A 24,688-nucleotide genomic window follows, 5' to 3' on the forward strand; every position below is an offset into this window, starting at 1 on the left:
AACTGCTTTAAGTTTAAAAAACATACTGAAATTTTTTTGAAAATGAATAGTAATTGAAAAGCGACCGCAAATTCGATACGCTAGGAGTATATTAATTTGTGAGGGAAAATAATTATGATAAAACTAGTTGTAAGTGATTTAGACGAAACCTTAGTTGGCCCAGATGGAAAGGTTTCTGACGTAAATGTCAAAGCCATCAAAAAGGCCAAGGCAAAGGGAGTTAAATTTGTTCCTAATACAGGGCGCGGGTTTCAATCGGTTCAACCTTTGTTAGATACATTGGGTTTAAGAGAACAAGAAAATGAATACGTAATTTCTTACAACGGTGGAGCAATTGTTGAAAATAAGGATTTAAAAGTGTTGCAGACAAATGCACTATCATTTGATCAAGCAAGTCAAATTTTTAATGTTGCTAAGAAATATGCGGACTATTCAACGCACGTGTATACAATGGACCATGTGTACGTGTTTAATGAAATTAAAGAAGATATGGACTACATGCTAAGTCGGGGTGTAGAACCAGTAATGTTTACTGAGGATAACTTAGAAAAATTCCGCGACGACCCTATTCTAAAAGTAATTACGATGAATTCAAATGTTGAAAAAAGGGTAGCGATGCGGGATGCGGTATTAAAGGAAATTGATTTTGAAGTTAATGCAACTTTTTCATCTGATCGATACACGGAGTTTAATTTAAGTGGAGTAGACAAGGGGAATGCAACTCTTGAACTGGCTGAAAAATTAGGAATTAAGCGTGACGAGATTATGGCTTTGGGAGACAATAGCAATGATATAGCGATGTTAAAAAAGGTTGGGCTACCAGTGGTTGTCTCGAACGCGAATGATGCTGCAAGAAACGCCGCAAAATTTGTAACTGAGGGAGACTATACGAGCGGAGTGGCCGAAGCGATCAATAAATTTATTTTAGGTGATTAGCATGAAAAAGAAAAATTTTTATCGTAGTGGATTGATATTACTGATTTTGTCAACAATTATAATGGTAATGACCTGGCAATCGTCCTTAAATCAGACCAATAAATTAATTATTATAGTCATTGTTGGGGTAATCCTGTCGTGGTATATCCAGTATTTTTCGGCTCGGTTGACCGATGATCCCAAAAACAGGAGGAAAAAATGAAATCATTAAGAATTGTATTACCGTTAGTCGTGGCAGTGATTCTTGTAGTAGCAACGGAGCTTTTTCATTTAAGTGGTGCGCCATTAATAATTGCTTGGGTTGTCGGATTTTTATTTTCAATGATAACCACCGCAATTTTTGAAGTTAAATTAAGAATGAAGGATTTTCGAAAAAAACAAGAGGCTGAAAAGAAGCAGGGGGAACAATAGATGTTTATAACAACGGAAGCGATAAATGTTGGTTATACAATAAAAGGAGTCGTTGAAGCAACTAGTAGTCTGATGCTTTCATCGGAAGACATTGATAAGTACAACATGTTTGATCAGTTATTTGATGATTCCAAAAATAAAATACAAAAAAAGGCAGAACTGCTAAATGGAGATGGCATCATTGGCCTCAGGTACAATACAGAAGTAACCGAGGTTCAAGGCGCTCCTAAATTTTTAATTGTTCACGCATATGGGACCGTTATTTCAATCGATAAATAATCATAAAAGCCGCAAACTAAGAAAGGATTTGACCAGTAAAGGTTAGATTTCGTTAGCTTAGTGGCGGTTTTTTATTATGAAAATCTATTAAAACGTTTTTTCTGGCGGAAATAATAAGAAAGTGACCTATTAATATATCACCTCTTGCCAATATGTCTAATATTGACTTGATTAACATCACAGTTATCAACCTGTGTTGTATAATCGATACCATAGGCAATATATCGTTCACTTGGATCATTATTTAGAATATTAACAACCACATATTCATCGGTAACCTCGATAACCTTACCAACAAAGGGCTTTTTTAAATCTTTTGATTTTTTGCATTTTACGATGCAGTTAATATTAAGTGTTGCCATCATGCTCAGTTACTCCCTCTTAATTTATTGTTATTATATCGAATTTATGATTGTTTGTGTTAATTTTATATCCATTCCATAGTATATAATATGTTTTTTAATCTGTTATAAATCTTTTTGTAATGTTTTTAAAATAAAAATACATTATTCACATTCATTTCAAATTAGTGTAAAATATTACTTGTTAAGCCGCAGTGGCGGAATTGGCAGACGCGCAGCGTTCAGGTCGCTGTATAGGTAACTATGTGCAAGTTCGAATCTTGTCTGCGGCATATGGGTATTAAAAAGGATAATAATGAACTGAATTAAATCAGTGCATGAACTGAGAATCATTAGATTTTCAGTTTTTTTGTACCTTTAATTAAAAGCGTTACAAAAATAACGTGTATGTAACCGTTTTTATTGTTCACTAATATACCCTATTTTTACCATGATTTATAGACAAATTTTTACATAGACATCTAAAAGCTAAAAAAGGCGTATACTACAAGCGTATTTCGGAAATTAAAAGGAGCATACAGATGGAAAAGCTGGATTATAAAAAACAAGATTTATGGCAACCCGAACTAAAGAATATTCAATCACCGATCCGCTTAATAGGCAGCGACGCTGAAATAATTGAAAAAAGAGCTTTTGAGGTGACGGAAAATTATTTTGCAATGGGGATGCATAGTAAAATTAACAATCTGTCAATTTTAGCCCAGGGCCAAACTGAAATTGATGGACGAATTTACTCATTACAAGAGGTTCATTTTCATCATGTGGCAGAACACGGCTTTGAGGGTGAAGAAGAATTAAGACCGCTGGAAATTCATTTTGTCCATCAAAACTCTTTGGGACAAGTTGCAGTTGTTGCAGTAACGATGAAAATTGGAAAAGAAAATCCGGTAATTCAAAAGGTAATTGCAGCGATGCAAGACCATTATCAAATTACCGGAAAGTTTAGTTTAACCGAATTGATCCCAACCCAAGGTCATTATTTACGTTATTTGGGTTCGCTAACTACGCCACCACTTTCAGAGGGAGTAGAATGGGTTGTTTTTGAAAGCCCACAAGAACTAAGTCTGAAACAATTAGATCAGTACGTAGCCGCTTTTCCAGATCACAATAATCGAAAATTTCAAGAAATCAATGGTCGAACAATTCAAAAATTTTCAATCTAAAAAAATAAAGTTAACTAAATAAAAGCAGTCACAACAAGTTGCCGTGACTACTTTTATTTTTTTACTGGAATTTAAAAGATTTATCTGGGTAAAATTACTAGTTTAAAATGAGTGCGTTATAAGTGATATACCAAAAATTATAAATAGTAAGGCAATTATCGTTGAAATCGAAATTACCGTAATAATTGGGGAAAACAGCAAAACAATTCCTAAAATGATTCCAATAATTGAAATGATAGTATCAATGGTGTAGTACTTTGTACTAAATGATTGGATTGTTTTGGCTAGCCCAAGTGTCGTAATTGAGTCTAACAAGAACATCAATGCTAGTGAAATAGTAACAAGTAGCATTCCAAATTCTTTATTGAAGAGCATAATAAGGCCGATAATAATATCGAAAATTGCATTAAATGTTAACCACGTGGAATTACCTAAAAAAGGACGAATCCAAAACAATTTATACATTCCAACTAATAAACTAGCAATTGCAGCAATAATGACGACGATCCCAAAAGTTGAGAGCGGATTTTGAAAAGCCATAATGGCAATGACTATGAATAGAATTCCTAAGACTAAAGCAAAAGGGTCAAATTTGTTTATCCGATTTTCCACTGTAATCACTACCTTCCTTGATGGTTGAATTTGCGAGGAGGTCTCGAATTTCTTTTAAATAGATTTCTGATTGATCTGGTTCCACTTCATCATCATCAACTTTTTTTCTTGTAATCCGGTTAACAATTTTAACCAAAATAAAAACGACGAAGGCGACGATTATAAAACTAATTATGGAATTAATGAAACTGCCGACTTTAAATGTTGCATCTTGGAATTTGAAACTCCAGTCGGAAAAATCAATTCCACCAACAAATATTCCAATCAAAGGATTAATTAAATTGCTAACAAGTGACTTTACAATTGATGTAAAAGCTCCACCAATGATAACCCCAACAGCAAGATCCATCACATTACCACGGGAAATAAATTCTCTAAATTCTTTTATCATATAACTCGACCTCTCTTTTCGATTTGATAAGTTAATTTTAATTATTTTTATAATAAAATACAATTAAAACGCATTAATATTAAAAATTTGTATAGTAACCAAAAATATGATATTTTTGGTGCAATTTTAAGAAAAACTAACAGTAGTAGTATTGATATGTAATTTTTGCTAAAATATTATCTGTTACGGGAAATAAGTACCTATATATTTGAAAGATAAAAGGGGATTAAAAAATGTGCGGATTTGCTGGTTACATTAATCAAGCTAATGTAAATAAAGACACAATCAAGTCGATGGCCGATCGAATTAAACATCGAGGACCAGACGATGAAGCATTTTTCCAAGATGAAAATGCGTCAATGGGATTCCGACGCCTATCAATTATTGATTTGGCTCACGGACGTCAACCAATGATGAATAGTACTGAAACAAAGGTGCTAACTTTCAATGGCGAAATTTACAACTACAAACAGGTTCGAGAAGAACTGAAGGAACTAGGCTATAAGTTTAGAACAGATGTTGATTCTGAAGTTTTAATTCACGGCTACGATGCGTGGGGAGCTGAATTGTTACAAAAACTTCGCGGAATGTTTGCTTTTGTAATTTATGATATGGAAAAACAAGAAGTGTTTGGGGCGCGTGACCATTTCGGAATCAAGCCACTTTACTATTATGATGATGGAAAGACATTCCTATGGGGATCAGAAATTAAGGCATTCATGGATCATCCAAACTTTGTTAAGGAATTTAACGAGGAACTTTTACCAATTCATTTAAGTTTTGAGTTTATTCCATCTAAGGAAACCATGTTTAGAAACGTCTATAAGCTTCTTCCAGGAACTTATTTCCTTCATAAAAATGGTAAGACGGAAACGCATACGTACTTTAAATTTAATTATGATCATATTGATGAATCACAAACAATTGAAGACGATGCTAAAAAGATTCGTAAAATTGTGAGTGACTCAGTTGATGCGCATATGATTGCTGATGTTGAAGTAGGTAGCTTTCTTTCTAGTGGAATTGATTCAAGTTACGTTTTGGCTGAAGCAGCTAAGTTCAAACCAATTCAATCTTTCTCACTAGGATTTAGAGATTCAAAATATAGTGAATTAAGTTATTCAACGGAGTTTGCAAAGGAAATCCACCAAAAAAATACACCACTTTACATGGATGGTGATGACTACTTCGATATTTTACCAACGATCATGTACTATATGGACGAACCATTATCTAACCCTTCAGCAATGCAATTGTTCTATCTCTCTAAAGGGACACGCGAAAGTGTTAAAGTTGCTTTATCAGGTGAAGGGGCAGACGAATTTTTCGGTGGTTACAATACGTACCTTGAGTCCTTTACCTTTGAACGTTATCAAAAAATGGTTCCACAATTTATCCGAAAAGGATTGGCAAAGGCCGTTTCTGGGCTACCTCGTTTCCATGGACGACGTTTCTTAATGCGTGGTGCTCAGCCATTGAGTGAACGTTACTATCGTGTTAACTACGTCTTTAATCAACAAGAACGTGACCAAATTTTACGTAAACCAGAATTAAATGTTGACTCTGGTGCGTACACACAGCATATTTTCGACGAAGTTAAGGGTAAAGATGAGATGACTCAAATGCAGTATTTTGACATCAATACCTGGCTTCCATACGATATTTTGCACAAGGCTGACCGAATGAGCATGGCCAATTCACTTGAAGTCCGAACACCATTGGTTGACCGTGAAGTGGCTAAGTTTGCTTCAACGATGCCAATTAAAACTAGAATTCATAAAGATGAAACAAAGGTTTCACTTCGAAGGGCAGCAGAGGCTGAACTGCCAGAACGTGTTGCCAAGAAGGAAAAACTAGGTTTTCCATCACCGATCGCTAATTGGATTAAAGAAGACAAGTATCGTCAGCGAATTGAAGAAGCTTTCAATTCTGATGTGGCCAAGAAGTTCTTTAAACCAGAGGCCTTGATGCATATTCTTGAAGAACATGTTAATGGAAAATCAAGTATGCAAAAGATTTTTACAATTTACACATTTATTCTTTGGTATGAAGTATATTTCCCAGAGAATACAAGTGCTAAGACAGTGAACTTAGTTAGAAGAACTCAAGTATAGGTGGAGATGAGTAAATGGAGCTTGAAATTGCCACTGTTAAGGCAATCCTTACAGAACATGATTTATTAAAAGAAATAAAAACAAATGGTACAACATTAAATACCGGAGTTACTTATGATTCTAGGGTTGTAAAACCGAATGATATGTTCTTTTGCAAAGGAAATTTCAAACCAGAGTATTTATCAGTAGCCAAAGAAAAAGGTGCCACCGCGTACGTATCTGAGACTGAATATCCTGAAGGAGCCGGCATGACTGCAGTTATTGTAACGAACGTTACAAGAGCCATGGCGGTTCTTTCAGCTACATATTATGATTTTCCACAAAATGATTTGTATATTATTGGAATTACTGGAACGAAGGGTAAAACAAGTTCAGCTTACTTTACCCACGCCATTTTGAATCAAAAATATCCCGGTCAAGTGGCCTTATTTTCAACGATTGATCGGATTGTGGGACCTAAAGCAGAAGATACGTTTAAGTCTGATTTAACAACTCCCGAATCAATGAATTTATTTCATGATATGCGTCGAGCTGTTGATAATGGAATGAAATACTTGGTTATGGAAGTTTCTTCACAAGCGTATCTACGAGATCGAGTTTACGGTTTGAAATTCGATTGCGGGATTTTCTTAAACATTACTCCCGACCACATTGGGAGAAATGAACATAAGGATTTTGAAGACTATTTACATTGTAAATTACAATTAATGGTTAATTCGAAGCGTTGTATCATTGATGCCGATACCGACCGATTTGAAGATGTTTTTGGTGCTGCGAAGGCAACTACCGAACCTGATCAAATATATCTGTTTAGTGCTGATACGGAGGCGGGTGGTGTTGACTTTAATATTCAAGATAATGAAGATGATCTTGCAGTAAATCGCTTTACTATTGTTGATACCGATAATTCTCGCGGTTTGAATATTACCGGAGACTATGATTTAAATGTTGCCGGAGACTACAATCAAAGCAATGCAACGGCCGCTATCATTGCGGCAGGTTTAGTGGGAGCAAACCACGAAGATGCAATTAATCCCTTATCTGAAATTGTGATTCCAGGAAGAATGGAACATTTAGAGATTGAAAACCACGGGACCGTCTTCGTGGACTATGCGCATAACTACGCTAGCTTGCATGCACTACTGAAGTTTTTAAAGCATCAGTATCAAAATGGAAGGGTTATTGTAGTTGTTGGTAGTCCTGGAGATAAGGGAATTTCAAGACGAGCTGGTTTTGGGAAGGCGCTTAGCGAACAGGCTGATATTGCGTATTTAACGACGGACGACCCAGGGTTTGAAAAGCCTGAGAAAATTATCAAGCAAATTGAGTTAAGCATTGAACCAAATACGGTTGAAATTAAGGAAGTATTAGATCGTCGAGATGCGATCCAGCAAGCTATTGAGTTAAGTGGCAGTCAAGATGTAGTAGTTCTTGCCGGTAAAGGTGAGGATCCGTATCAAAAGATTGAGGGCGTTGATGAACCTTGGCCAACGGATATGGGAGTTGCAAAAGAAGTGAAGAGGGGATTAATTTATGGAAAGACCAACAAATAATTTTACACCGATACTTTTAGGTAGCGATTTTAACGCATACGGAATGGCCCGTTCTTTTTATGAAATAACTGGTCGTCGAGTACAAGCGTTTGCCGGGACCGAGTTAGCACCGACACGATTTACCAATATAATCAATGTTGAAATTATTCCCGGTTTTTCAGAAGATCCTGTTTTTATCGAATCAATGCGTAAAATTGCTAAAAAGTATGAAAATTCTGATGAAAAAGTAATTTTGTTAGGAATGGGTGACGGATACGCAGAATTAATTTCAAAACATAAAGACGAATTATCAAAAGTTTTTGTATGTCCATACATTGATTATGATTTGCTGAAGCAGCTAAATAATAAAGAACGATTTTATGCAATTTGTGATCAATATGGACTACCGTATCCGGCAACTCAATTTATTACGAAGGATCAGTACGAGAGCGGTAAAAAGTTCGTTTCACCGTTTGACTTTCCGGTGGCTTTAAAACCGGCAGATAGCGTGGAGTGGCTTGATATTCATTTCGAAGGACGAAAAAAAGCTTTTCGAATTAAGACACAAGAAGAACTGGACGATATCATTGGTAAAATATACGATAATGGATATAAATCGGATTTGATTTTGCAAGATTTTATTCCAGGCGATGACAGTAACATGCGGGTTTTGAACGCTTACGTTGATCAAAATCATGAAGTTAAGATGATGTGTTTGGGACATCCGCTACTTGAAGACCCAGCACCTTCGGCAATTGGAAACTATGTCACAATTATTCCAGAGTTTAATCAAGAAATTTATGACACTGTAAAGAAGTTCTTGGAAAGTATTAATTATGTCGGTTATGCGAATTTTGATATGAAGTATGATCATCGAGATGGCAAATTTAAGCTATTTGAAATTAACATTCGACAAGGACGCAGTAGTTTCTTTGTAACCCTTAATGGCTATAACCTGGCAAAATGGGTGGTTGATGACCGAGTAAACAATACGTTATCCGATCGAGAAACGGTATATGCGAACGATGTTCCAGAAAACCGCAAGCTTTGGTTAGGAGTACCTGTAAAGGTATTTAAAAAGTATGCAAAAGATAATGAAGATAAAAAAGCCGCCCTTGACCTAATTGACCGCGATCAGTATGGATTTACGGCTGTCTATGATGATGATATGAATTTTAAGCGTAGTCTGCTTATTTGGTGGATGAATCATAATTATGTTAAAAACTTTAAGAAGTATTTTAAAGAGAACAAGGGGTAGTTAATGATGGAAAAGTTCTTTACAATCATTGGTGGAATGGGAACACCGGCAACTGAAAGTTATATCCGATTGCTAAATTCCAGAACACCAGCACATCGCGATCAAGATTATTTAGACTACATTCTAGTTAATCACGCAACCGTGCCGGATCGTTCGACTTATTTAATGGATAATACTAAGCCCAATCCATATCCTGACTTATTGGATGACATTAAAATTCAAAGTAAATTAGACCCAGCTTTTTTTGTGATTGCTTGCAACACCGCGCATTACTTTTATGATGACTTACAAAAAGCAACCAAGATTCCAATCGTCCACATGCCACGTGAAACGGTTAAACATATTCGAGAGGAATATCCTGCCGCAAAAAGAATTGGTATTATTGGGACACCAGGAACAACCAGCGACGGCATCTATGATCGTGAACTGCTGGCTCAGGGTTATGAGGTTGTTAAACCAACGGAAGAAATCCAGAAATTGACAAACAAATTAATTTTTAACGACATTAAAGAAAAAAATTATGTTGATGATGAGTTATTTTATCGAATTTTAAAAATGATGATTGAAGAACAAAAGTCAGATGTTGTTATTTTGGGATGTACAGAGTTATCGTATGCCCAAGAATTGGCACATCGTCATAATTATCCAATTGCGGATTCGCAATCGGTTTTGGTCAATAAATCGATTGAATTGGCATTAGCACTCCGAAAATAATTAAACACGAAAAGTTGAGACGTCTATCAGAGTGCCGTCTCAACTTTTTACTTATGGGGAAGACATATGAGTAAAAGAAAAAGAAAAAAGCAATCCAGTAATACTAGTTTTTGGTTGGTAATTATTTTGGCAGTTTTTGCGTTCTTCTTTAAGGGCGGAGATATTCATCAATTAGCCAATAATCTTACTAATCAATTTATTCCTGGTAATTCAAAAACCGTGAAAAGCGTTGAGGATAATCGCTTATCACAGTTAACTTTTAAATCCGGCGGTACTGCCTACGTTTTTGTAAATAATAATAAAAGTGACCTAAATGCAAAGGACTGGAAGCAAAATCAAATCGTCTATGGTAATTTAGATCGACTAAATCGGACAACGCAGGCGACTGGTTATCTAAGCCGGGCCAATTTAGTAAAGTCGAACACGCGTACTAGTCAAACTTGGAATCCAACCGGGTGGCATCAAAAAAGACTAAAAATTAATGGAAAAATGGTTGAAATTCAGAATCGAGGGCACTTATTAGCCTATTCAATCACCGGTAAGTTTGATAATAACGGTCGCTATAATCCTCGAAAGTTAGGATCACTAGATAACCCTAAAAATTTGGCAACGCAAACGGCTTTTAGTAATCAGCAAACAATGCAGATTTTTGAAGAACGGGTTCGTAACGCATTGGCGAAAAATAAAAAAGTGATCTATAAAGTTTCAACTGTTTTCAAAGGTAATGGGTTAATGCCAATTGGATACCATGCTGAGGCACTTTCAACTGATGGAACATTGAACTTCAATGTATTTGTTTGGAACGTACAGCCAGGAGTTCAATTTGATTATAATACAGGGCGCTCAAGGGTTGATCGAAGTATGACCGTTCGAAGTAATTAGAGAGCCTAAAAAGATATTTGACGAAATAATTCTTTGTCAGATATCTTTTTTATTAGTTTTGGAATAAATTCCGATTTATAAAACAATTCATTTTTAAGAATTAATTATAATGAGTGTAAATGGCAAATAGATTGGAGAGCTAAATGACTTTTAAAATAGTGGCGATTGATGTTGATGATACTTTGTTAAATTCAAAAGGGGAAATATTAGATTCAACAAAAGTAGTTATCAAAAAGACGCTAGAAAAAGGTATTAAGGTAGTACTGTGTACAGGTCGGCCGCTCGTCGGCGTATCGAATTTTTGGCGTGAGTTAGAAATTGACGGATTAGATCAGTATGTAATTACGTTTAATGGTGCAGTGATTGAATCAGTGGGTGGTGAGATAGTCTCTAAATTGGTTTTAAACAATACGGATTATCGCGAATTAGTTAGTTTTGCTGATCAACATAATTTGCCATATAACGTTTTAGATGATGATGGCAACATTTATACTAGTAATCTTGATGTGAACCGAATTACTGTAATTCAAGCTTGGGAGAATCAAGCTGGTGTTTTGGTACGCACGCCGGATCAATTGTCAGATGATTTTTCAATTGTTAAGGGAATTTTCGTTGGCGAAGATGCAGAACTTGATCAAATGGAAGACAAAGTACATGCAACGTTCGATGAAAAATTTTATGTTGTACGGGCGGCTAAAAATTTTCTTGAGGTTATGCATAAAGACGTTAATAAAGGGCGTGCCTTAAAGAAATTAGCCGAAAAATTAAATGTTAAGCCCGATGAAGTGATTGTTTTTGGAGACGAACTTAATGACTTACCAATGTTTGAATTTGCGGGAATGGCGGTTGCGATGGGGAATGGATCCGAATTTATTAAAAGCCATGCAGATTTTATAACGAATTCGAATGATAAAGATGGAATTGCAGTTGCAATGAATAAATTTGTTCTTTAAAAAGTTTTACTTACTTTTAGCAAGTGTGGTATCATCATTAAAGTTCATAAGGGTAGCCAAGTCGTTTGGCATTATTTTTCTTAATAGTCATGTTATCCTTATCGTGAAATATAAGTTACGGGGGGCATCTGCCATGAATAAAAATTTAACTGGGTTACACCATATTACAGCTATAACTTCTAGCGCACCAAAAATGTTTAAATTTATGACCGAAGTGATGGGATTACATTTGATCAAAAAGACCGTTAATCAAGATGATATTCGTACCTATCACCTATATTTTACTGATGACATGGGAAATCCGGGAACGGATATTACTTTTTTTGATTTTCCCGGATTGATCCAGGGAGCGAAGGGCAAGAACGAAATAACGCGAATTGGCTTCCGAGTTCCATCAGACGCTGCGCTCGATTTTTGGCAAAATCGGTTTGACGAATTTAAAGTTGAACACGAAGAAATTTATACTGAATTTGGGAGTAAAGTTTTAAATTTTTACGATTTTGATCATGAGCATTATCAGTTGATTTCGGATGAGAATAATAGTGGTGTGGCCGGTGGAACGCCATATCGCTACAGTCCTGTACCAGAAGAGTATGCGATTGTTGGACTTGGGGCTCCAATGGTGTCAGTTGATTATCCCGTTGAACTTGACCATGTCTTGACTGAAGTGATGGGTTTCACCAAAAAGGAAACGGCAGAAAATGGCTTAGTGTTATACGAGCTTCATGATGGTGGTCACGGTGCACAGGTTATTATGGAGACGGTTAAAAGCTCGGTGCCTGATGAGCTTCAAGCTTATGGAAATGTCCATCACGTTGCTTTTAGAACCGAAGATGAGGAGTCATTACGTTATTGGATTGATCGTATTCAAAGCGTACCTCTTGCCTCTTCAGGGTTTGTTGATCGCTTTTATTTCAAGTCGGAATACTTCCGTCCAGGACGGGGAGTGCTTTTTGAAATCGCAACTGATGGCCCTGGTTTCTTACTTGATGAAACGTATGAGGAGGCCGGAGTGCATTTAGAACTTCCACCTTTCTTGGAAGAACAACGTGCTGATATTGAAGCAAATCTCACTCCATTTAATACTGATAAGAAGGAATAACTAATGGCAGAAACTTTTGTATATTATAAAGAGGGATCAAATAAGGATATTCCGGTTGTTTTATTACACGGAACCGGTGGAACCGAATCGGATCTAACAACCATTGCCGATTTTTTATTCACAGATAGTCCGCAAATTGGTATTCGTGGCCGATTGCTGGAGAATGGATACACTAGGTACTTTACTCACGATGAAAATGGTGGCTTTGATCTTAAAAGCCTTGACGTTGAAACTAATTGGTTGATGGATGAGATTGCCTCGCAGATAACGAGCCGCAATTTAAAGACTGAGAGAGCAGTTATTATTGGTTACTCTAACGGTGCTAATATTGCAATTAATGCCTGGCTAAAAGGAAGAAATCCGATTAAGAATGGAGTTCTTTTTCATCCAATGCTTATAGAAGAGAATCCAATGGATGTGTCACTATCAAATTTAAATCTCTGGATGTCTTTTGGTACGCAAGATAGTTTTGTGTCTTCCGATAATTTTGATAGATTGTTGGTTGAATTGTCTGGAGCAAAAATCAAAGTTTTTAGAAACGAACAACCCCACGCGATTAGTGAGGCAGAACTACTATCAGCCCAAAGTTGGGCAATTGATTTGCTTAAATAGGAAGTGGCTTGTACATCAAGTAGGTGTGCAGGCCGTTTTTAGTAGTACTAAATAATTAACTTTAGTCTATATTTAAAAGTTTTAATCTAGTTGTTCATGTTTTTATGGTATTTAAATAAAAAGATAGCGTGAGGCTCTGATTTAAAAACTCTTCGGCCGCAACTATATTAATGTGAGAATTAAAAATCACTTGGCCCAATTAAGGACAAGTGATTTTTAAATTATTTCGGCAATAGCTTAGTTCTGCCGAGGGGGCAGACAGGGGGCAGACTTTTTTAATTCATATGATATTCATATAACCAACTATTTTTAAAAATAGTCGTAAAACACTGATACACCAACGTTTATAGTTATTACACATTTTTCATATTAATTTCTCAAGACATACAAAAAAGCGAATGACGGGAATCGAACCCGCGACACAAGCTTGGGAAGCTTGAATTTTACCACTAAACTACATTCGCATGCTTTTAATTTTAGCTCTATTCTTTAAAAAAGTAAAGTTGTCAAAGTATAAATATCATTTTTAGAAAAAAACACACAAACCAGTTATAATAGACGGTAGCAAGAAAGTGGAGGGAATTATGATAAAAACAACTTTTGAATTTGATGAAGAATTACGCGTAAACCGGTTAGGTTATGGGACAATGCAGTTGCCGGGCCCCGGTGTATGGGGTCCAAGTGCGGATCCTCAAAATGCCGTAACGGTCCTTGATAGCGTCCTTAATAGTGATGTTAATTTTATTGATACCGCGGATTCATATGGACCTTTTTATGCTAATTTGTATCTAAAAAAAGCATTGGCAAACTATGATGGACCACATAAGATGATTGCCAGTAAAGTAGGTTTTACACGCCAAGGGCCTGACATTTGGAGTGTGGTCGGGGATCCAAATTACTTAAGACAGCAGATAGAGTTAAATCTTTGGTCGCTCGGACTGGAGCAGATTGATTTAATGCAATTACATCGAATTGATCCGCGCTTTTCGATTGAAGAACAAGTTGGCGTACTTGCCGATATGCAAAAAGAGGGTAAAATTAAGCACATTGGTCTCAGTCAGGTTAGCGTTGAGGAAATAAAGCGAGCACAATCCGTGGCTAAAATTTCCTCAATTCAAAACCGTTATAATTTAATTGATCGGAAAGATGAGGACGTTTTACATTTTGCAGAGGAAAATCACATGGCGTTTATTCCATGGTTCCCGTTAGCAACCGGAAAATTAGCAAATGATGATAACAGCTTATTGAACCAGATTGCTCAAAATCATCTCGCAACTCCGAGTCAAATTGCTTTGGCATGGCTTCTGCAAAAATCTGATGTAATCTTACCTATTCCTGGAACCTCTAATGTAGAACATTTCGAGAGCAATATTCAGGCGGCGTATATCACTCTTTCGGATGATGAGTTTTTAGCATTAGATCAACTATAAAATATATTGGAATTAGACTCATTTTTTGGTACAATATATGAAATAGCGGGATAGTAGTAATCTCTTGTTGTGTTTAAGCGAGCCTGTATTTGGTGGAAGTCAGGTATATAGCAGAGATGAAGGCGTGATTTCGTGAAACTTAAATATATCAATAGAGTGGATTATTTTAATCAATTAGAGTGGTACCGCGGGTAAATAACTCGTCTCTTACATTATTATTCTTATAATGTGAGAGACTTTTTTATTTCCGCAGAAAGTGAGGGAACTATGGATTATAAAAAAATGATTGTCGCTGCTTTGAAACCTGCCTTGGGAGAATACCTGTCAGATTCAGAAATTTACGGAAAAATTGAAATTCCAAAAGAAAGCAAAATGGGAGATTATGCTTTTCCAACTTTTACATTGGCAAAAGTTTTACGAAAAGCACCACAAATGATTGCCAATGAGGTTATCGAAAAAATTGATCAAAGTCAATTTGAAAAAGTTGAAGCTGCAGGACCTTATATCAACTTTTTCCTTGATAAGACGGCCTTTGGTGCGGAAGTTTTAGAAACGATCCTTGCCCAAAAAGAAAATTATGGTAGCAATGATGAAGGAAATAATGGCAATGTACCAATTGATATGTCATCACCTAATATTGCTAAACCGATTTCGATGGGACATTTGCGATCGACAGTAATTGGTAACTCGCTTGCTTTAATTATGAATAAGAATGGTTATAACCCAATTAAGATAAATCACCTTGGGGATTGGGGAACACAATTTGGTAAGCTAATTACGGCGTATAAACTATGGGGAAGCGAATCAGAAGTTAAGGCGGACCCGATTAATAAGTTATTGGAATATTATGTCCGTTTTCATAAGGAAGATGTAGAAAAACCTGAGTTAGATGATATTGCTCGTGATTGGTTCAAAAAACTTGAAGACGGCGATGAAGAAGCAACTAATCTCTGGAAATGGTTCCGTGAAGAATCACTTAAATCGTTCAAACAAATCTACGATAAACTTGGTATTACGTTTGACTCATATAAGGGTGAAGCCTTTTATAATGATAAAATGGATGAGATTGTTCAATTGCTTGAAGATAAGGGCTTATTGAAAGAAAGTCAGGGAGCCCAAGTCGTTGATTTGGAAAAATATAATTTGAATCCGGCATTAATCAAGAAAACTGATGGAGCCACTTTATATATTACGCGTGATCTAGCGGCTGCATTATATCGTTACCGAACATATAATTTTGTTCAATCATTATACGTAGTGGGCGCTGAACAGACAAATCACTTTAAGCAACTGAAGGCCGTTTTAAAGGAAATGGGCTTTGAATGGTCGGATGACATTCATCATATCCAATTTGGACTAATTACCCTAAATGGTAAGAAATTATCAACGCGTTCGGGACGAGTGGTCTTGTTGGACGAGGTTTTAAATGATGCCGTTGATTTGGCTCAAAAACAGATTAATGAAAAGAACCCTGAGTTAGAAGGGGCGGATGAAGTTGCCAAAGAAGTGGGCGTCGGAGCAGTAATTTTTCACGATCTTAAAAACGAAAGAACGAATTCGTTTGATTTTAATCTTGAAGAAGTTGTTCGATTTGAAGGTGAAACGGGTCCTTACGTTCAATACAGTCGTGCGCGAGCAGAAAGTATCTTAAGAAAAGCGGGAGAAATCGCGGAATTTGATCAATTAGAAATTTCGGATAGTAACGCTTGGGATACGCTTAAGGCACTTCAAGAATTTCCAAATATTGTTAAACGAGCGGCTGATCAGTATGAACCATCAGTTATTGCAAAGTACGCACTAGGTTTAGCAAAAGCGTTTAATAAATATTATGCCAATTCTAAAATTCTTACCGATGATAATGAGCGGACTGCGCGTCTAGCACTAGTTAAAAGTGTAAGCATTGTTTTAGAAGAAGCTCTTCGTTTACTTGGAGTTAAATCTCCGGACGAAATGTAGAACCGTTACTTTTAGTTAAATAACAACTATAATGTTCCTTTTTTACTAATAGAGATTGAATCTTAAATCGCCTTTAAGATTCAATCTCTATTTTTTTATCATTAAAAACTCATAATTTTAATCAAGATAGCGCTTTATCTCAAAACTACACCTTTTTGGACCAAAACTACACGATTTTTGCAAAAAACTGCACCTTAAATTCTAAAAACGATTCAGTTACACTAGTGTTATCATAAAAATTAAAGAAAAGAGAGTGGATTCATAAATGATAAAGGGTTATTTAAAACAAGAAATTAGAAGATTCTTTGAAGGACAGTCAGATTTTGAAAATTTACCAGTTTCGGAATTTAATGGTTTGCTTGAATCAATCAAGCTAAAGAGAGTTCGAAAAGGTCAATGGATTTTTGACCAAGAGGATGGTTTTGAGAACGTGTTCTTTTTAAAGGAAGGACATGTAAAATTATTTTCTATGAATGAAGAAGGAGAAGAAGGTTATTTATCGTTCGTAACTCCCAAATCGATGTTTCCGGTTCGCGGTATTTTGGATAGTAAAGAATATCAATATAATGCGGTTGCGTTATGCGATGTAGAGCTTTACTATTTACCGGCGGAAGAAATGCGTCGAACAATAATCCATAACTATACTTTTACGATTTCTTTCATGAAGAGGATGGAGAAAATGGTTTGTTACTCAGAGAGTCTGTTAGAAAGAACGACTAGTTCAAGCGCAAAGCAACGTGTTAAGCAGGTTCTTGAAGGCCTGGTTGAGGAATATGGCCAACGTGAAAATGGAATTCGTAAAATACCATTCAAAATTTTCTTGAAAGATTTGGCAACTTTAAGCGGAACTACAAGTGAAACTGCTGGAACGGTGATAAATCAAATGAAGAAAGAGAAAAAAGTGTCGTATAATAAGAAGATAATTTCGTTTATGTGAGGAATGGAAGTGTGAACATGAAAAAAGACCTTCGTCAGAAAAAAATATTAGATTTGATTGCTGAAAACTCGATTGCAACGCAACTGGATTTATTAAAAGCACTAGATAATGCTGGGATTGGAACAACGCAAGCAACTCTTTCAAGAGATATAAAAGAACTTAATTTAGTAAAACAGGCTGATATAACTGGTGATTTATCATACCGAGTTCTAAATCCCGAAGAACAGGTTGAGTATGATGCTAGTCCAATAAAGGAAATCATTAAAGAAAGTGTCATGAAGATAACTCAAGTCCAATTTATTAACATCGTCAAAACTCAGCCCAATGACGGAAATCGAGTTGCGGCAGTTGTAGATGATACAGAGATGGAAGGTGTACGTGGCACGATAGCCGGATTTGATACTTTGGTGATTTTTAGTGCCGATCAGGAAGAAGCAACAAAATTAAATGAAAAATTAAACTCCCTTTTAAATTAGCGGTTTTTTAAGACGAAGTAAAATAAACATAATAAGCCTCAATGAGATTAGCATGATATGATAGAATATCTAAAGTATCGTAATCTGTAACGAGGTAATTTATGAATATGAAAAAAATTTGGAGTACAATCAAGGCATTTATGCGGAGAATCGGTGAACTCTTAAAGCCAATTTGGAGTCGAGTGCATCCATTTATCCATAAATATTGGCATCGATACCAGCTTACTAGGTGGATTATCGTTGCCTTTTTAGCTTTGGTATTCTTTTCCAGTGCAATTCTAACTTATCAAGCTAAAACGGCTAATGTAAAAGATTTAAAGGCGGCTCTTTCGCAGCCAACGATGGTTTACGATAAAAATAACGAGAAAGCAGGAAGCTTGTATTCGCAAAAAGGAACGTGGGCTAATTTGGATAAAATTTCGCCTAACGTTCAAAATGCGGTGATAGCTACTGAAGACCGAAATTTTTATAAAGAATACGGATTTTCAATTAAAGGAATCGGACGAGCATTTGTGATGTACGGAATGAATAAGCTTCTTGGACGTAATTATATTTCTGGAGGTGGGAGTACATTAACGCAACAATTGGTTAAAAATGCCTTTTTATCGCAACAACAGACCTTTACTAGGAAGGCAAAAGAACTATTTTTATCAATTGAAGTAGAAAATGTCTACACAAAAAAAGATATTTTAGCAATGTATCTTAATAACGCCTACTTTGGCAATGGGGTTTGGGGCGTTCAAGATGCCTCTGAACGTTATTTTGGTGTGAATGCGTCTGAATTAACAGTACCGCAAGCAGCGACTTTAGCTGGAATGTTAACTAACCCAAGTGGCTATAATCCAATTGATCATCCTAAAAATTCAATTGCAAGGCGTAATGTTGTCTTGAACTTGATGGCCGAGACGGGGAAAATATCTAAGTCAGAAGCTCAATCCTATGCACAAACCAGTATGGCAACTAGTAATAATTATGATAGTACCGATGGTTATAAGTACCCGTACTATTTTGATGCCGTGATTGATGAAGCGATTAGCAAGTACGGTTTAACAGAATCTGATATTATGAACCGCGGGTATAAGATTTATACTTATCTCGACCAAGATAGTCAAGAAGGGATGCAGGAAACATTTAACAATTCCGCTAATTTTCCAACTGACGCTACCGATGGTACGAAGGTTCAAGCCGCTTCAGTAGCAGTTAATGCTAAAAATGGTGGAGTGGAGGCGATTGTCGGTGGCCGTGGCAATCATGTGTTCCGTGGATATAATCGTGCAACACAGATTAAACGGCAACCTGGTTCAACACTAAAACCAATCGCGGTGTACGCTCCAGCATTGTCTAGCGGATATAGTTATACTTCTGTGTTAGAAGATAAACTTCAATCGTATGGAACTAATAAGTATAAACCAGAGAATTATAACGATGAATATTCCGGTAAAATTGCAATGTATCAAGCGCTGGAACAGAGTAAAAATGCTCCGGCAGTTTGGTTATTAAATAAAATCGGCGTGGATAAGGGTTATGATTATGCTAAAAAATTTGGCTTGAATCCAGGAAAAGATGATAAAAACTTGGCAATGGCACTTGGCGGTCTGACGAACGGGGTTTCTCCGATTCAATTGGCCTCGGCTTATACGGCGTTTGCTAATGACGGAAAAATGTCAAAAACCGGCTTTATTAGAAAAATCGTTGATGCATCGGGTAATACCATTGTTAATAGTTCGACGGAATCAAAGCGAGTTATTTCTAAAAAGGTTTCTAAAGAAATGACAAGTATGATGCTTGGGGTATATGGAGACAGTTCTGGAACCGGGTATGGTGCGGAACCTAGCGGATATACAATTGCTGGTAAAACTGGTAGTACTGAAGCTGATACAGGAAGCAGCTCTTCGGATGCAACACGAGATAAATGGATGGTTGGCTATACTAAAGACGTGGTTGTGGCAACGTGGGAAGGTTTTGACGACACAAATAAGTCCCATCATTTGGAAAATATAACCGGCGTTGGAATGAATAGCATGTTCAAAAACGAGTTGAGTACAATTCTCCCTAATACAAAAGGAACGGCTTTTGATGTAAAATCGGCATCAACAATGGCCAACAGTAACGGAAGTAACATTACTTCGAATATCTGGGATAATATTGAAGATGGGACCTCTTCAATTACAGATAGTATTTCTAAGGGTGCAAGTGGAGTAAAAGAAAAGTTCGGTGAATTTTTCAGCAATGCTAAAAAGTTCGTTACAGGACAATGATTTTCTATACTAAAACTCGAGGCTAAATGATATAATGGGGTTGTCAATCTAGAGGAGGCGTACTATGGCTGTAAACATTTATGATACCGCAAACCAAATGGAACAAGAGATTCGCGAAACAAATGAGTATAAAAGCTTACAAAGAGCTTTCGCTGATGTGCAGCAAGATGAAAATGCCAGTGCTTTGTATAAAGAGTTTCAAGAAGTTCAAAGCAAGCTTCAACAAAAGCAAATGAATGGGGAAGAACTTTCTGAAGATGAAATCAAAAAAGTTCACGCAATTGCTGATAAAATTGAAAGCGTCGATCTGATTAAAGATCTTATGGATAAGGAACGAAGCCTTAACCAATTATTCACGGATATTAATCAAATTATTGTTAAACCAATTCAAGAGCTATATAAAAACTAATTACAAAGTGACAATTAATTTACTATAAAGCTATGCTCTAAAAATAGGGACTGTGAGACAAATGTTGTCGCAGTCCCATTTTTATTTAGTAGATAAAACGGAGGAAACTATGAAATTCATACATGCTGCTGATATTCATTTGGGAAGCCCCTTCCAAGGATTAAGGAAAATTTCTAATGATGTTAGAGAAAAAGTTATTGCTTCAACCGGTGAGGCATATAATAAATTAGTCCAGGATGCAATCGATAATAGTGTCGATTTCGTATGTATTGTTGGGGACCTGTTTGATAATCCCGAGCCGGATTTAGAAACGCTCAACATAGCAATTAGTGGGATGGATAAGTTGAATGAGGCGGGAATTCCGGTTTATTTGAGTTATGGGAATCATGACTATCTTAATTTTAAAATTCCTAGTAACATTTTCCCAAAAAATGTAAAAATATTTGGTAACCAAGTTGAGACCAAAACGCAGACGCTTCAAGATGGAATGACAGTTGCAATTACGGGATTTAGTTACGCTAAGCGAGCAGAAGTCAACGCTAGAATTGATGAATATCCGGTTAAGAATCAGGACGTCGATTTTCAAATTGGCATGTTACATGGAAGTATGGACGGAATTAACTCTACCGAGGCGCACTATGCCCCGTTCACCCAGTCCCAATTAATTTCTAAGAACTATGATTATTGGGCGTTGGGACATATCCACAAGCGCCAAGAGATTAATTCAAAACCGATTATTACCTATTCGGGAAATACGCAGGGACGGCATGTCAATGAGTCGGGAGTTAAGGGTGTTAATTTGGTTACGATTGATTCTAAAGAAAAGGCCACAGTAAACTTTTTGGAGACAGACGTGATCGAATGGAATAGTATCGAAGTCAAGGCCGTTGCGGGTATGGACCTAGATAAATTAATAGCGGCCATATTACGTGAAATAGGCGACGCAACGCAATCAAAATTCCAATTAATTAACATTATATTGCGAGACAGTAATATCTTAGATTCAGTAGTTCTTGATGATATTAGTAGTGGATTAGCACTAATGCAGATTCAAAAACAAGTTGATCCTAATGAAATTCTATTCCATCGAATTACAATGAAAGCAAACGAAAATATTCAAATGTTTTCAGAGTTAGATCGTGAATTTTGGGAGAAGTCAGAGAATTTAGTATTTAATTCTAAAACAGTTCAGGAAACGCTTGGAAGGCTAATCGAATTAGATTTCATTGCTGAGGAGTACAGCGATGAAGAAGAGGTTGCCCTGGTTAAAGATCGGGTAGAATTGATGCTAAAGCAACGAAACGTACTTGGAGACGAATAAGATGAAAATTAACAGAATCGAAATTTATGGTTTTGGCAAATGGAATAATATAACGTTTGATTTAAAACAGGGCTTACAAGTTTTCTATGGACTAAATGAAGCGGGAAAATCAACATTACGCCAGTTTATATATAGCGTATTATTTGGCTTTGCAACGGGCAAAGGTGGTAATAAATATTTAAGATATATTCCAAAAAAAGGTAAAAAGTCAGCGGCTTATGGTGGTATTTTAGAGATTGAGTACCAGAAGCATTTATATGCTGTCGAACGAACAAAAGGAAAAAATGGTGGTACTGTTTCAATAAAGAATTTAGATACGGGAATTACGATGCCTCCAGAATTTTTAAGTGAGATTCTAGGGCCCGTTGATCAGAAAACTTATGAGAGACTATTGGGTTTTAATCAGAGTGATCTTGATGATTTCAACGACTTAAGTAATCGAGATGATTTAAGACGACACATCTTACGAATGGGTGCAGTTGGTAGCGATGAGTGGATCAAGTTGGAGCAAAGCTTAAAAAAAGAAGCAAATGAGATGTACACGGTTAGTTCTCGAACTCGGCAGCTCGACCGCAAAATCAAAGAGTATGAGCAGGCCCAAAAAAAGCTTCAGGAGGATAAAGATCGCTTTCCAGACTATCAAAGTATCCAAGAGCTTCAAAAGAAAAGCGAACAGCATTTAAAAGAAGTTCGAGATCAGATTAATATTCTTGGTAATCAGTTAGCAGAAACAACTAGTTTACTTAATAACTGGGATAATTACGCAGAAATTAGACAAATAAGGGAAGCTTTAAAAGATGTGCCAACCCAATATCTGAAACTTGATCTAAATGAGTTGGAAATTCTTTTGAATCAAATTAAAGCGACTCGGTCTGAAATTAAGAAATTAAAACATGAACTATCAGAATTAAAGCTTACAAATGAAAAGCAAGATGATGCAGAAAAATTGGTACAGCTTCAAGGTCGTTTGCCAGAGGTTAAGCTGAACTATGGTCAGGTTGAAGATTTGAATAAGCGAATTCAACGGCTATTGGATCAATCCCGTATGATCGAGAAACAATATAATCAAGACCTTTCTGGGGTACACCCAATGACTGAAAAAGAGTTTAACGAATTCAAAGAATTAGCCCTGAAGGAAAAACGGGTTAACGCTGATATCAATCAAATAAAAAATCAAATGTTAGAAACGGCACCATCCAGGCGTTCAAAAGCGTCTAATCCAAGTGCTAATATGGTTTTAGGTTTGGCCGCAATTTTATCTATAATTGATTTCTTGTTACCATTGAACATATATATTAAAGTAGTCATTCTAGCAATCATTATTGTCGCGGGTTATGTAACGGTCAAAGCTCCTAAAACCACTTCTGCACCAGCTGCGAGTCTATCTGATTTATTGGAGGAAAATGAAGCCAATTTAGATAAAATCAAAAAAGATATTTTTTCGATTGGACAGCAGACGGGCTTTGGTTCTTTTTCAAGAGAAGACTGGAGCGTATTACAAAACGATTTACAAAACTATCAACATCAATTAAAAGAAGTTGACGAGTTAAAACAAAAGTTGAACAAGACAACGACGCAAATTGAGAATTTTTGGCAATTTAGCCAACAGGTGGTAGTAATGCCACAAACACGGAGCAAAGAAGCAATCGCGCCACTCACCAATCAAATTGCTAAACTTGTTCAAGCGGCAAACCTCCAGCGTGAAAATGTTCAAAAAAGTGAAATTCTGAATAAAAATCTTCAGGATCAACAGGTATTATTAAAAAAACTAGAAAGTGATCCTAAATTGCTTATCATGTCCGGAGTGGATGAAGATTCTGATCAGTGGATTGAAGAAGTTCGAACAAAACAAAATTTATATCTTAGGTTAACAGCGTTAGAAAACTCATTGTCAGCCACTTTGACGCAAAAACTAGAACAATATAAGGATTCAGCAATGCTTCGTGAAAGTCAAAGTAGTCAAGAATCAAAATTGGCGGAGTTAAAGCAAACCGAGAACCAAATTTTAGATGAACGAGCGGATCAAATCGGTAAACTGAGTGGCTTGAAAAATAGTGTGGACATTTTAAATGAACAACAGCAATTATCAGAACTTCAGACAGAATTAAAGGAGTTGATAGCCAACTGGTTAACGTTACAGTTAGGCGCAAAGTGGGTCGACCAAACCCTAAGTATCGCCACAAAAGGACGTCTCCCAATTATTATGGAAGAAGCTAATCGATACTTTAATCAAATTACAAATGGTAGATATTCAAAGATTGAATTTGATAAGGATGATATGATTAACGTGACTGATAAACATGGTGAAACTTTTGAAATTGCCGAATTGTCTAAAGGGACAATGGAGCAGCTTTATATTTCAATTCGTTTTGCATTTATGAAGTCATTTTCGGATACGGTTCAACTGCCGATTATTATTGACGATGCATTTGTTGCATTTGATGACATTCGAATAAAACAAATCTTTGATTTATTAAAAAGCATTGCTGATCAGAACCAGGTAATTTACTTCACGGCTAAAAAAGAAGTATACAATTTGACGGATGATAGGGATATAGTTGACCTAAATACTAAGTAAGA

At 36.3% G+C, this 24,688-nt stretch carries 23 protein-coding genes and 2 tRNA genes; 21 read left to right on the forward strand and 4 right to left on the reverse strand.

Going from position 1 to position 24,688, the window contains the following annotated elements:
- Positions 1-114 precede the first annotated feature (114 nt).
- The 3 genes from IV81_RS02520 (at position 115) to IV81_RS02535 (ending at position 1,626) form a co-directional block, all read left to right on the forward strand.
- On the forward strand, positions 115-936 hold the full coding sequence (locus IV81_RS02520; RefSeq protein ID WP_057801961.1) for a Cof-type HAD-IIB family hydrolase: 822 nt from the start codon (positions 115-117) through the stop codon (positions 934-936).
- A 198-nt stretch (positions 937-1,134) separates the two neighbouring features.
- Positions 1,135-1,347: a hypothetical protein gene (locus IV81_RS02530; protein WP_057801965.1), complete on the forward strand. Its 213-nt coding sequence runs from the start codon at positions 1,135-1,137 to the stop codon at positions 1,345-1,347.
- Entirely contained in the window at positions 1,348-1,626 is a 279-nt protein-coding gene (locus tag IV81_RS02535; RefSeq protein WP_057801967.1) for a hypothetical protein, read from the forward strand.
- 137 nt (positions 1,627-1,763) lie between these two features.
- Here the strand turns inward: IV81_RS02535 and IV81_RS02540 are convergent, their stop codons facing one another.
- Positions 1,764-1,991 carry a hypothetical protein gene (locus IV81_RS02540; protein WP_057801969.1) on the reverse strand — a complete coding sequence of 76 codons (228 nt, stop codon included), beginning with the start codon at positions 1,989-1,991 and terminating at the stop codon, positions 1,764-1,766.
- 185 nt (positions 1,992-2,176) lie between these two features.
- Here IV81_RS02540 and IV81_RS02545 point away from each other — a divergent pair.
- Positions 2,177-2,260, forward strand: a tRNA-Leu gene (locus tag IV81_RS02545).
- 249 nt (positions 2,261-2,509) lie between these two features.
- Positions 2,510-3,151 (forward strand): carbonic anhydrase family protein, encoded by a 642-nt coding sequence (locus IV81_RS02550; RefSeq protein WP_057801971.1) that lies wholly within the window; start codon positions 2,510-2,512, stop codon positions 3,149-3,151.
- A gap of 102 nt (positions 3,152-3,253) precedes the next feature.
- On the opposite strand, the gene IV81_RS02555 is transcribed toward IV81_RS02550, so the two are convergent.
- Positions 3,254-3,763 (reverse strand): DUF308 domain-containing protein, encoded by a 510-nt coding sequence (locus IV81_RS02555; protein ID WP_057801973.1) that lies wholly within the window; start codon positions 3,761-3,763, stop codon positions 3,254-3,256.
- Positions 3,738-4,154, reverse strand: a complete 417-nt coding sequence (mscL, locus tag IV81_RS02560; protein ID WP_057801975.1) for a large-conductance mechanosensitive channel protein MscL — start codon at positions 4,152-4,154, stop codon at positions 3,738-3,740. The genes IV81_RS02555 and mscL overlap by 26 nt, the downstream gene beginning before the upstream one ends.
- 233 nt (positions 4,155-4,387) lie before the next feature.
- Between mscL and asnB the strand changes: the two genes are divergently transcribed.
- The 8 genes from asnB to IV81_RS02600 all read left to right on the forward strand — a co-directional run bounded on the left by asnB (position 4,388) and on the right by IV81_RS02600 (position 13,321).
- Positions 4,388-6,268 carry an asparagine synthase (glutamine-hydrolyzing) gene (asnB, locus tag IV81_RS02565; protein WP_057801977.1) on the forward strand — a complete coding sequence of 627 codons (1,881 nt, stop codon included), beginning with the start codon at positions 4,388-4,390 and terminating at the stop codon, positions 6,266-6,268.
- Positions 6,269-6,282: 14 nt separating this feature from the next.
- Entirely contained in the window at positions 6,283-7,821 is a 1,539-nt protein-coding gene (locus IV81_RS02570; protein WP_057801979.1) for a UDP-N-acetylmuramoyl-L-alanyl-D-glutamate--2,6-diaminopimelate ligase, read from the forward strand.
- Complete coding sequence (locus IV81_RS02575) at positions 7,802-9,058, forward strand: carboxylate--amine ligase (protein WP_057801981.1); 1,257 nt, start codon at positions 7,802-7,804, stop codon at positions 9,056-9,058. The genes IV81_RS02570 and IV81_RS02575 overlap by 20 nt, the downstream gene beginning before the upstream one ends.
- A 6-nt stretch (positions 9,059-9,064) precedes the next feature.
- A complete protein-coding gene (locus tag IV81_RS02580) occupies positions 9,065-9,772 on the forward strand; it encodes an aspartate/glutamate racemase family protein (RefSeq protein WP_057801983.1) in 708 nt (235 codons plus the stop codon).
- 66 nt (positions 9,773-9,838) lie between these two features.
- Complete coding sequence (locus tag IV81_RS02585) at positions 9,839-10,654, forward strand: DNA/RNA non-specific endonuclease (RefSeq protein ID WP_057801985.1); 816 nt, start codon at positions 9,839-9,841, stop codon at positions 10,652-10,654.
- Positions 10,655-10,797: 143 nt separating this feature from the next.
- Positions 10,798-11,607, forward strand: coding sequence for a Cof-type HAD-IIB family hydrolase (locus IV81_RS02590; RefSeq protein ID WP_057801987.1), 810 nt, complete (start codon positions 10,798-10,800; stop codon positions 11,605-11,607).
- A gap of 133 nt (positions 11,608-11,740) precedes the next feature.
- Positions 11,741-12,709 (forward strand): ring-cleaving dioxygenase, encoded by a 969-nt coding sequence (locus IV81_RS02595; RefSeq protein WP_057801989.1) that lies wholly within the window; start codon positions 11,741-11,743, stop codon positions 12,707-12,709.
- A gap of 3 nt (positions 12,710-12,712) precedes the next feature.
- Positions 12,713-13,321, forward strand: a complete 609-nt coding sequence (locus IV81_RS02600; protein ID WP_057801991.1) for an alpha/beta hydrolase — start codon at positions 12,713-12,715, stop codon at positions 13,319-13,321.
- A gap of 393 nt (positions 13,322-13,714) precedes the next feature.
- Here the strand turns inward: IV81_RS02600 and IV81_RS02605 are convergent.
- Positions 13,715-13,785, reverse strand: a tRNA-Gly gene (locus IV81_RS02605).
- A 120-nt stretch (positions 13,786-13,905) separates the two neighbouring features.
- Between IV81_RS02605 and IV81_RS02610 the strand changes: the two genes are divergently transcribed.
- The 8 genes from IV81_RS02610 (at position 13,906) to IV81_RS02645 (ending at position 24,686) form a co-directional block, all read left to right on the forward strand.
- Complete coding sequence (locus tag IV81_RS02610) at positions 13,906-14,751, forward strand: aldo/keto reductase (protein ID WP_057801993.1); 846 nt, start codon at positions 13,906-13,908, stop codon at positions 14,749-14,751.
- A 267-nt stretch (positions 14,752-15,018) separates the two neighbouring features.
- Positions 15,019-16,707, forward strand: a complete 1,689-nt coding sequence (argS, locus tag IV81_RS02615) for an arginine--tRNA ligase (protein ID WP_057801995.1) — start codon at positions 15,019-15,021, stop codon at positions 16,705-16,707.
- A 265-nt stretch (positions 16,708-16,972) separates the two neighbouring features.
- Positions 16,973-17,644 (forward strand): Crp/Fnr family transcriptional regulator, encoded by a 672-nt coding sequence (locus IV81_RS02620; protein WP_057801997.1) that lies wholly within the window; start codon positions 16,973-16,975, stop codon positions 17,642-17,644.
- 17 nt (positions 17,645-17,661) lie between these two features.
- The gene (locus IV81_RS02625) at positions 17,662-18,120 is read left to right on the forward strand and encodes an arginine repressor (RefSeq protein WP_057801999.1); all 459 of its coding nucleotides are present in this window, start codon (positions 17,662-17,664) and stop codon (positions 18,118-18,120) included.
- Between the two features lie 107 nt (positions 18,121-18,227).
- Positions 18,228-20,378 carry a PBP1A family penicillin-binding protein gene (locus IV81_RS02630; protein ID WP_057802111.1) on the forward strand — a complete coding sequence of 717 codons (2,151 nt, stop codon included), beginning with the start codon at positions 18,228-18,230 and terminating at the stop codon, positions 20,376-20,378.
- Positions 20,379-20,442: 64 nt separating this feature from the next.
- Positions 20,443-20,787, forward strand: a complete 345-nt coding sequence (locus IV81_RS02635; RefSeq protein ID WP_057802001.1) for a YlbF/YmcA family competence regulator — start codon at positions 20,443-20,445, stop codon at positions 20,785-20,787.
- Positions 20,788-20,896: 109 nt separating this feature from the next.
- Positions 20,897-22,108: a metallophosphoesterase family protein gene (locus tag IV81_RS02640; protein ID WP_057802003.1), complete on the forward strand. Its 1,212-nt coding sequence runs from the start codon at positions 20,897-20,899 to the stop codon at positions 22,106-22,108.
- Between the two features lies 1 nt (position 22,109).
- Positions 22,110-24,686 (forward strand): ATP-binding protein, encoded by a 2,577-nt coding sequence (locus IV81_RS02645; protein WP_057802005.1) that lies wholly within the window; start codon positions 22,110-22,112, stop codon positions 24,684-24,686.
- Positions 24,687-24,688: the final 2 nt, after the last annotated feature.

The organism is Pediococcus stilesii (genome assembly GCF_001437075.1).
Classification (GTDB): Bacteria; Bacillota; Bacilli; order Lactobacillales; family Lactobacillaceae; genus Pediococcus; species Pediococcus stilesii.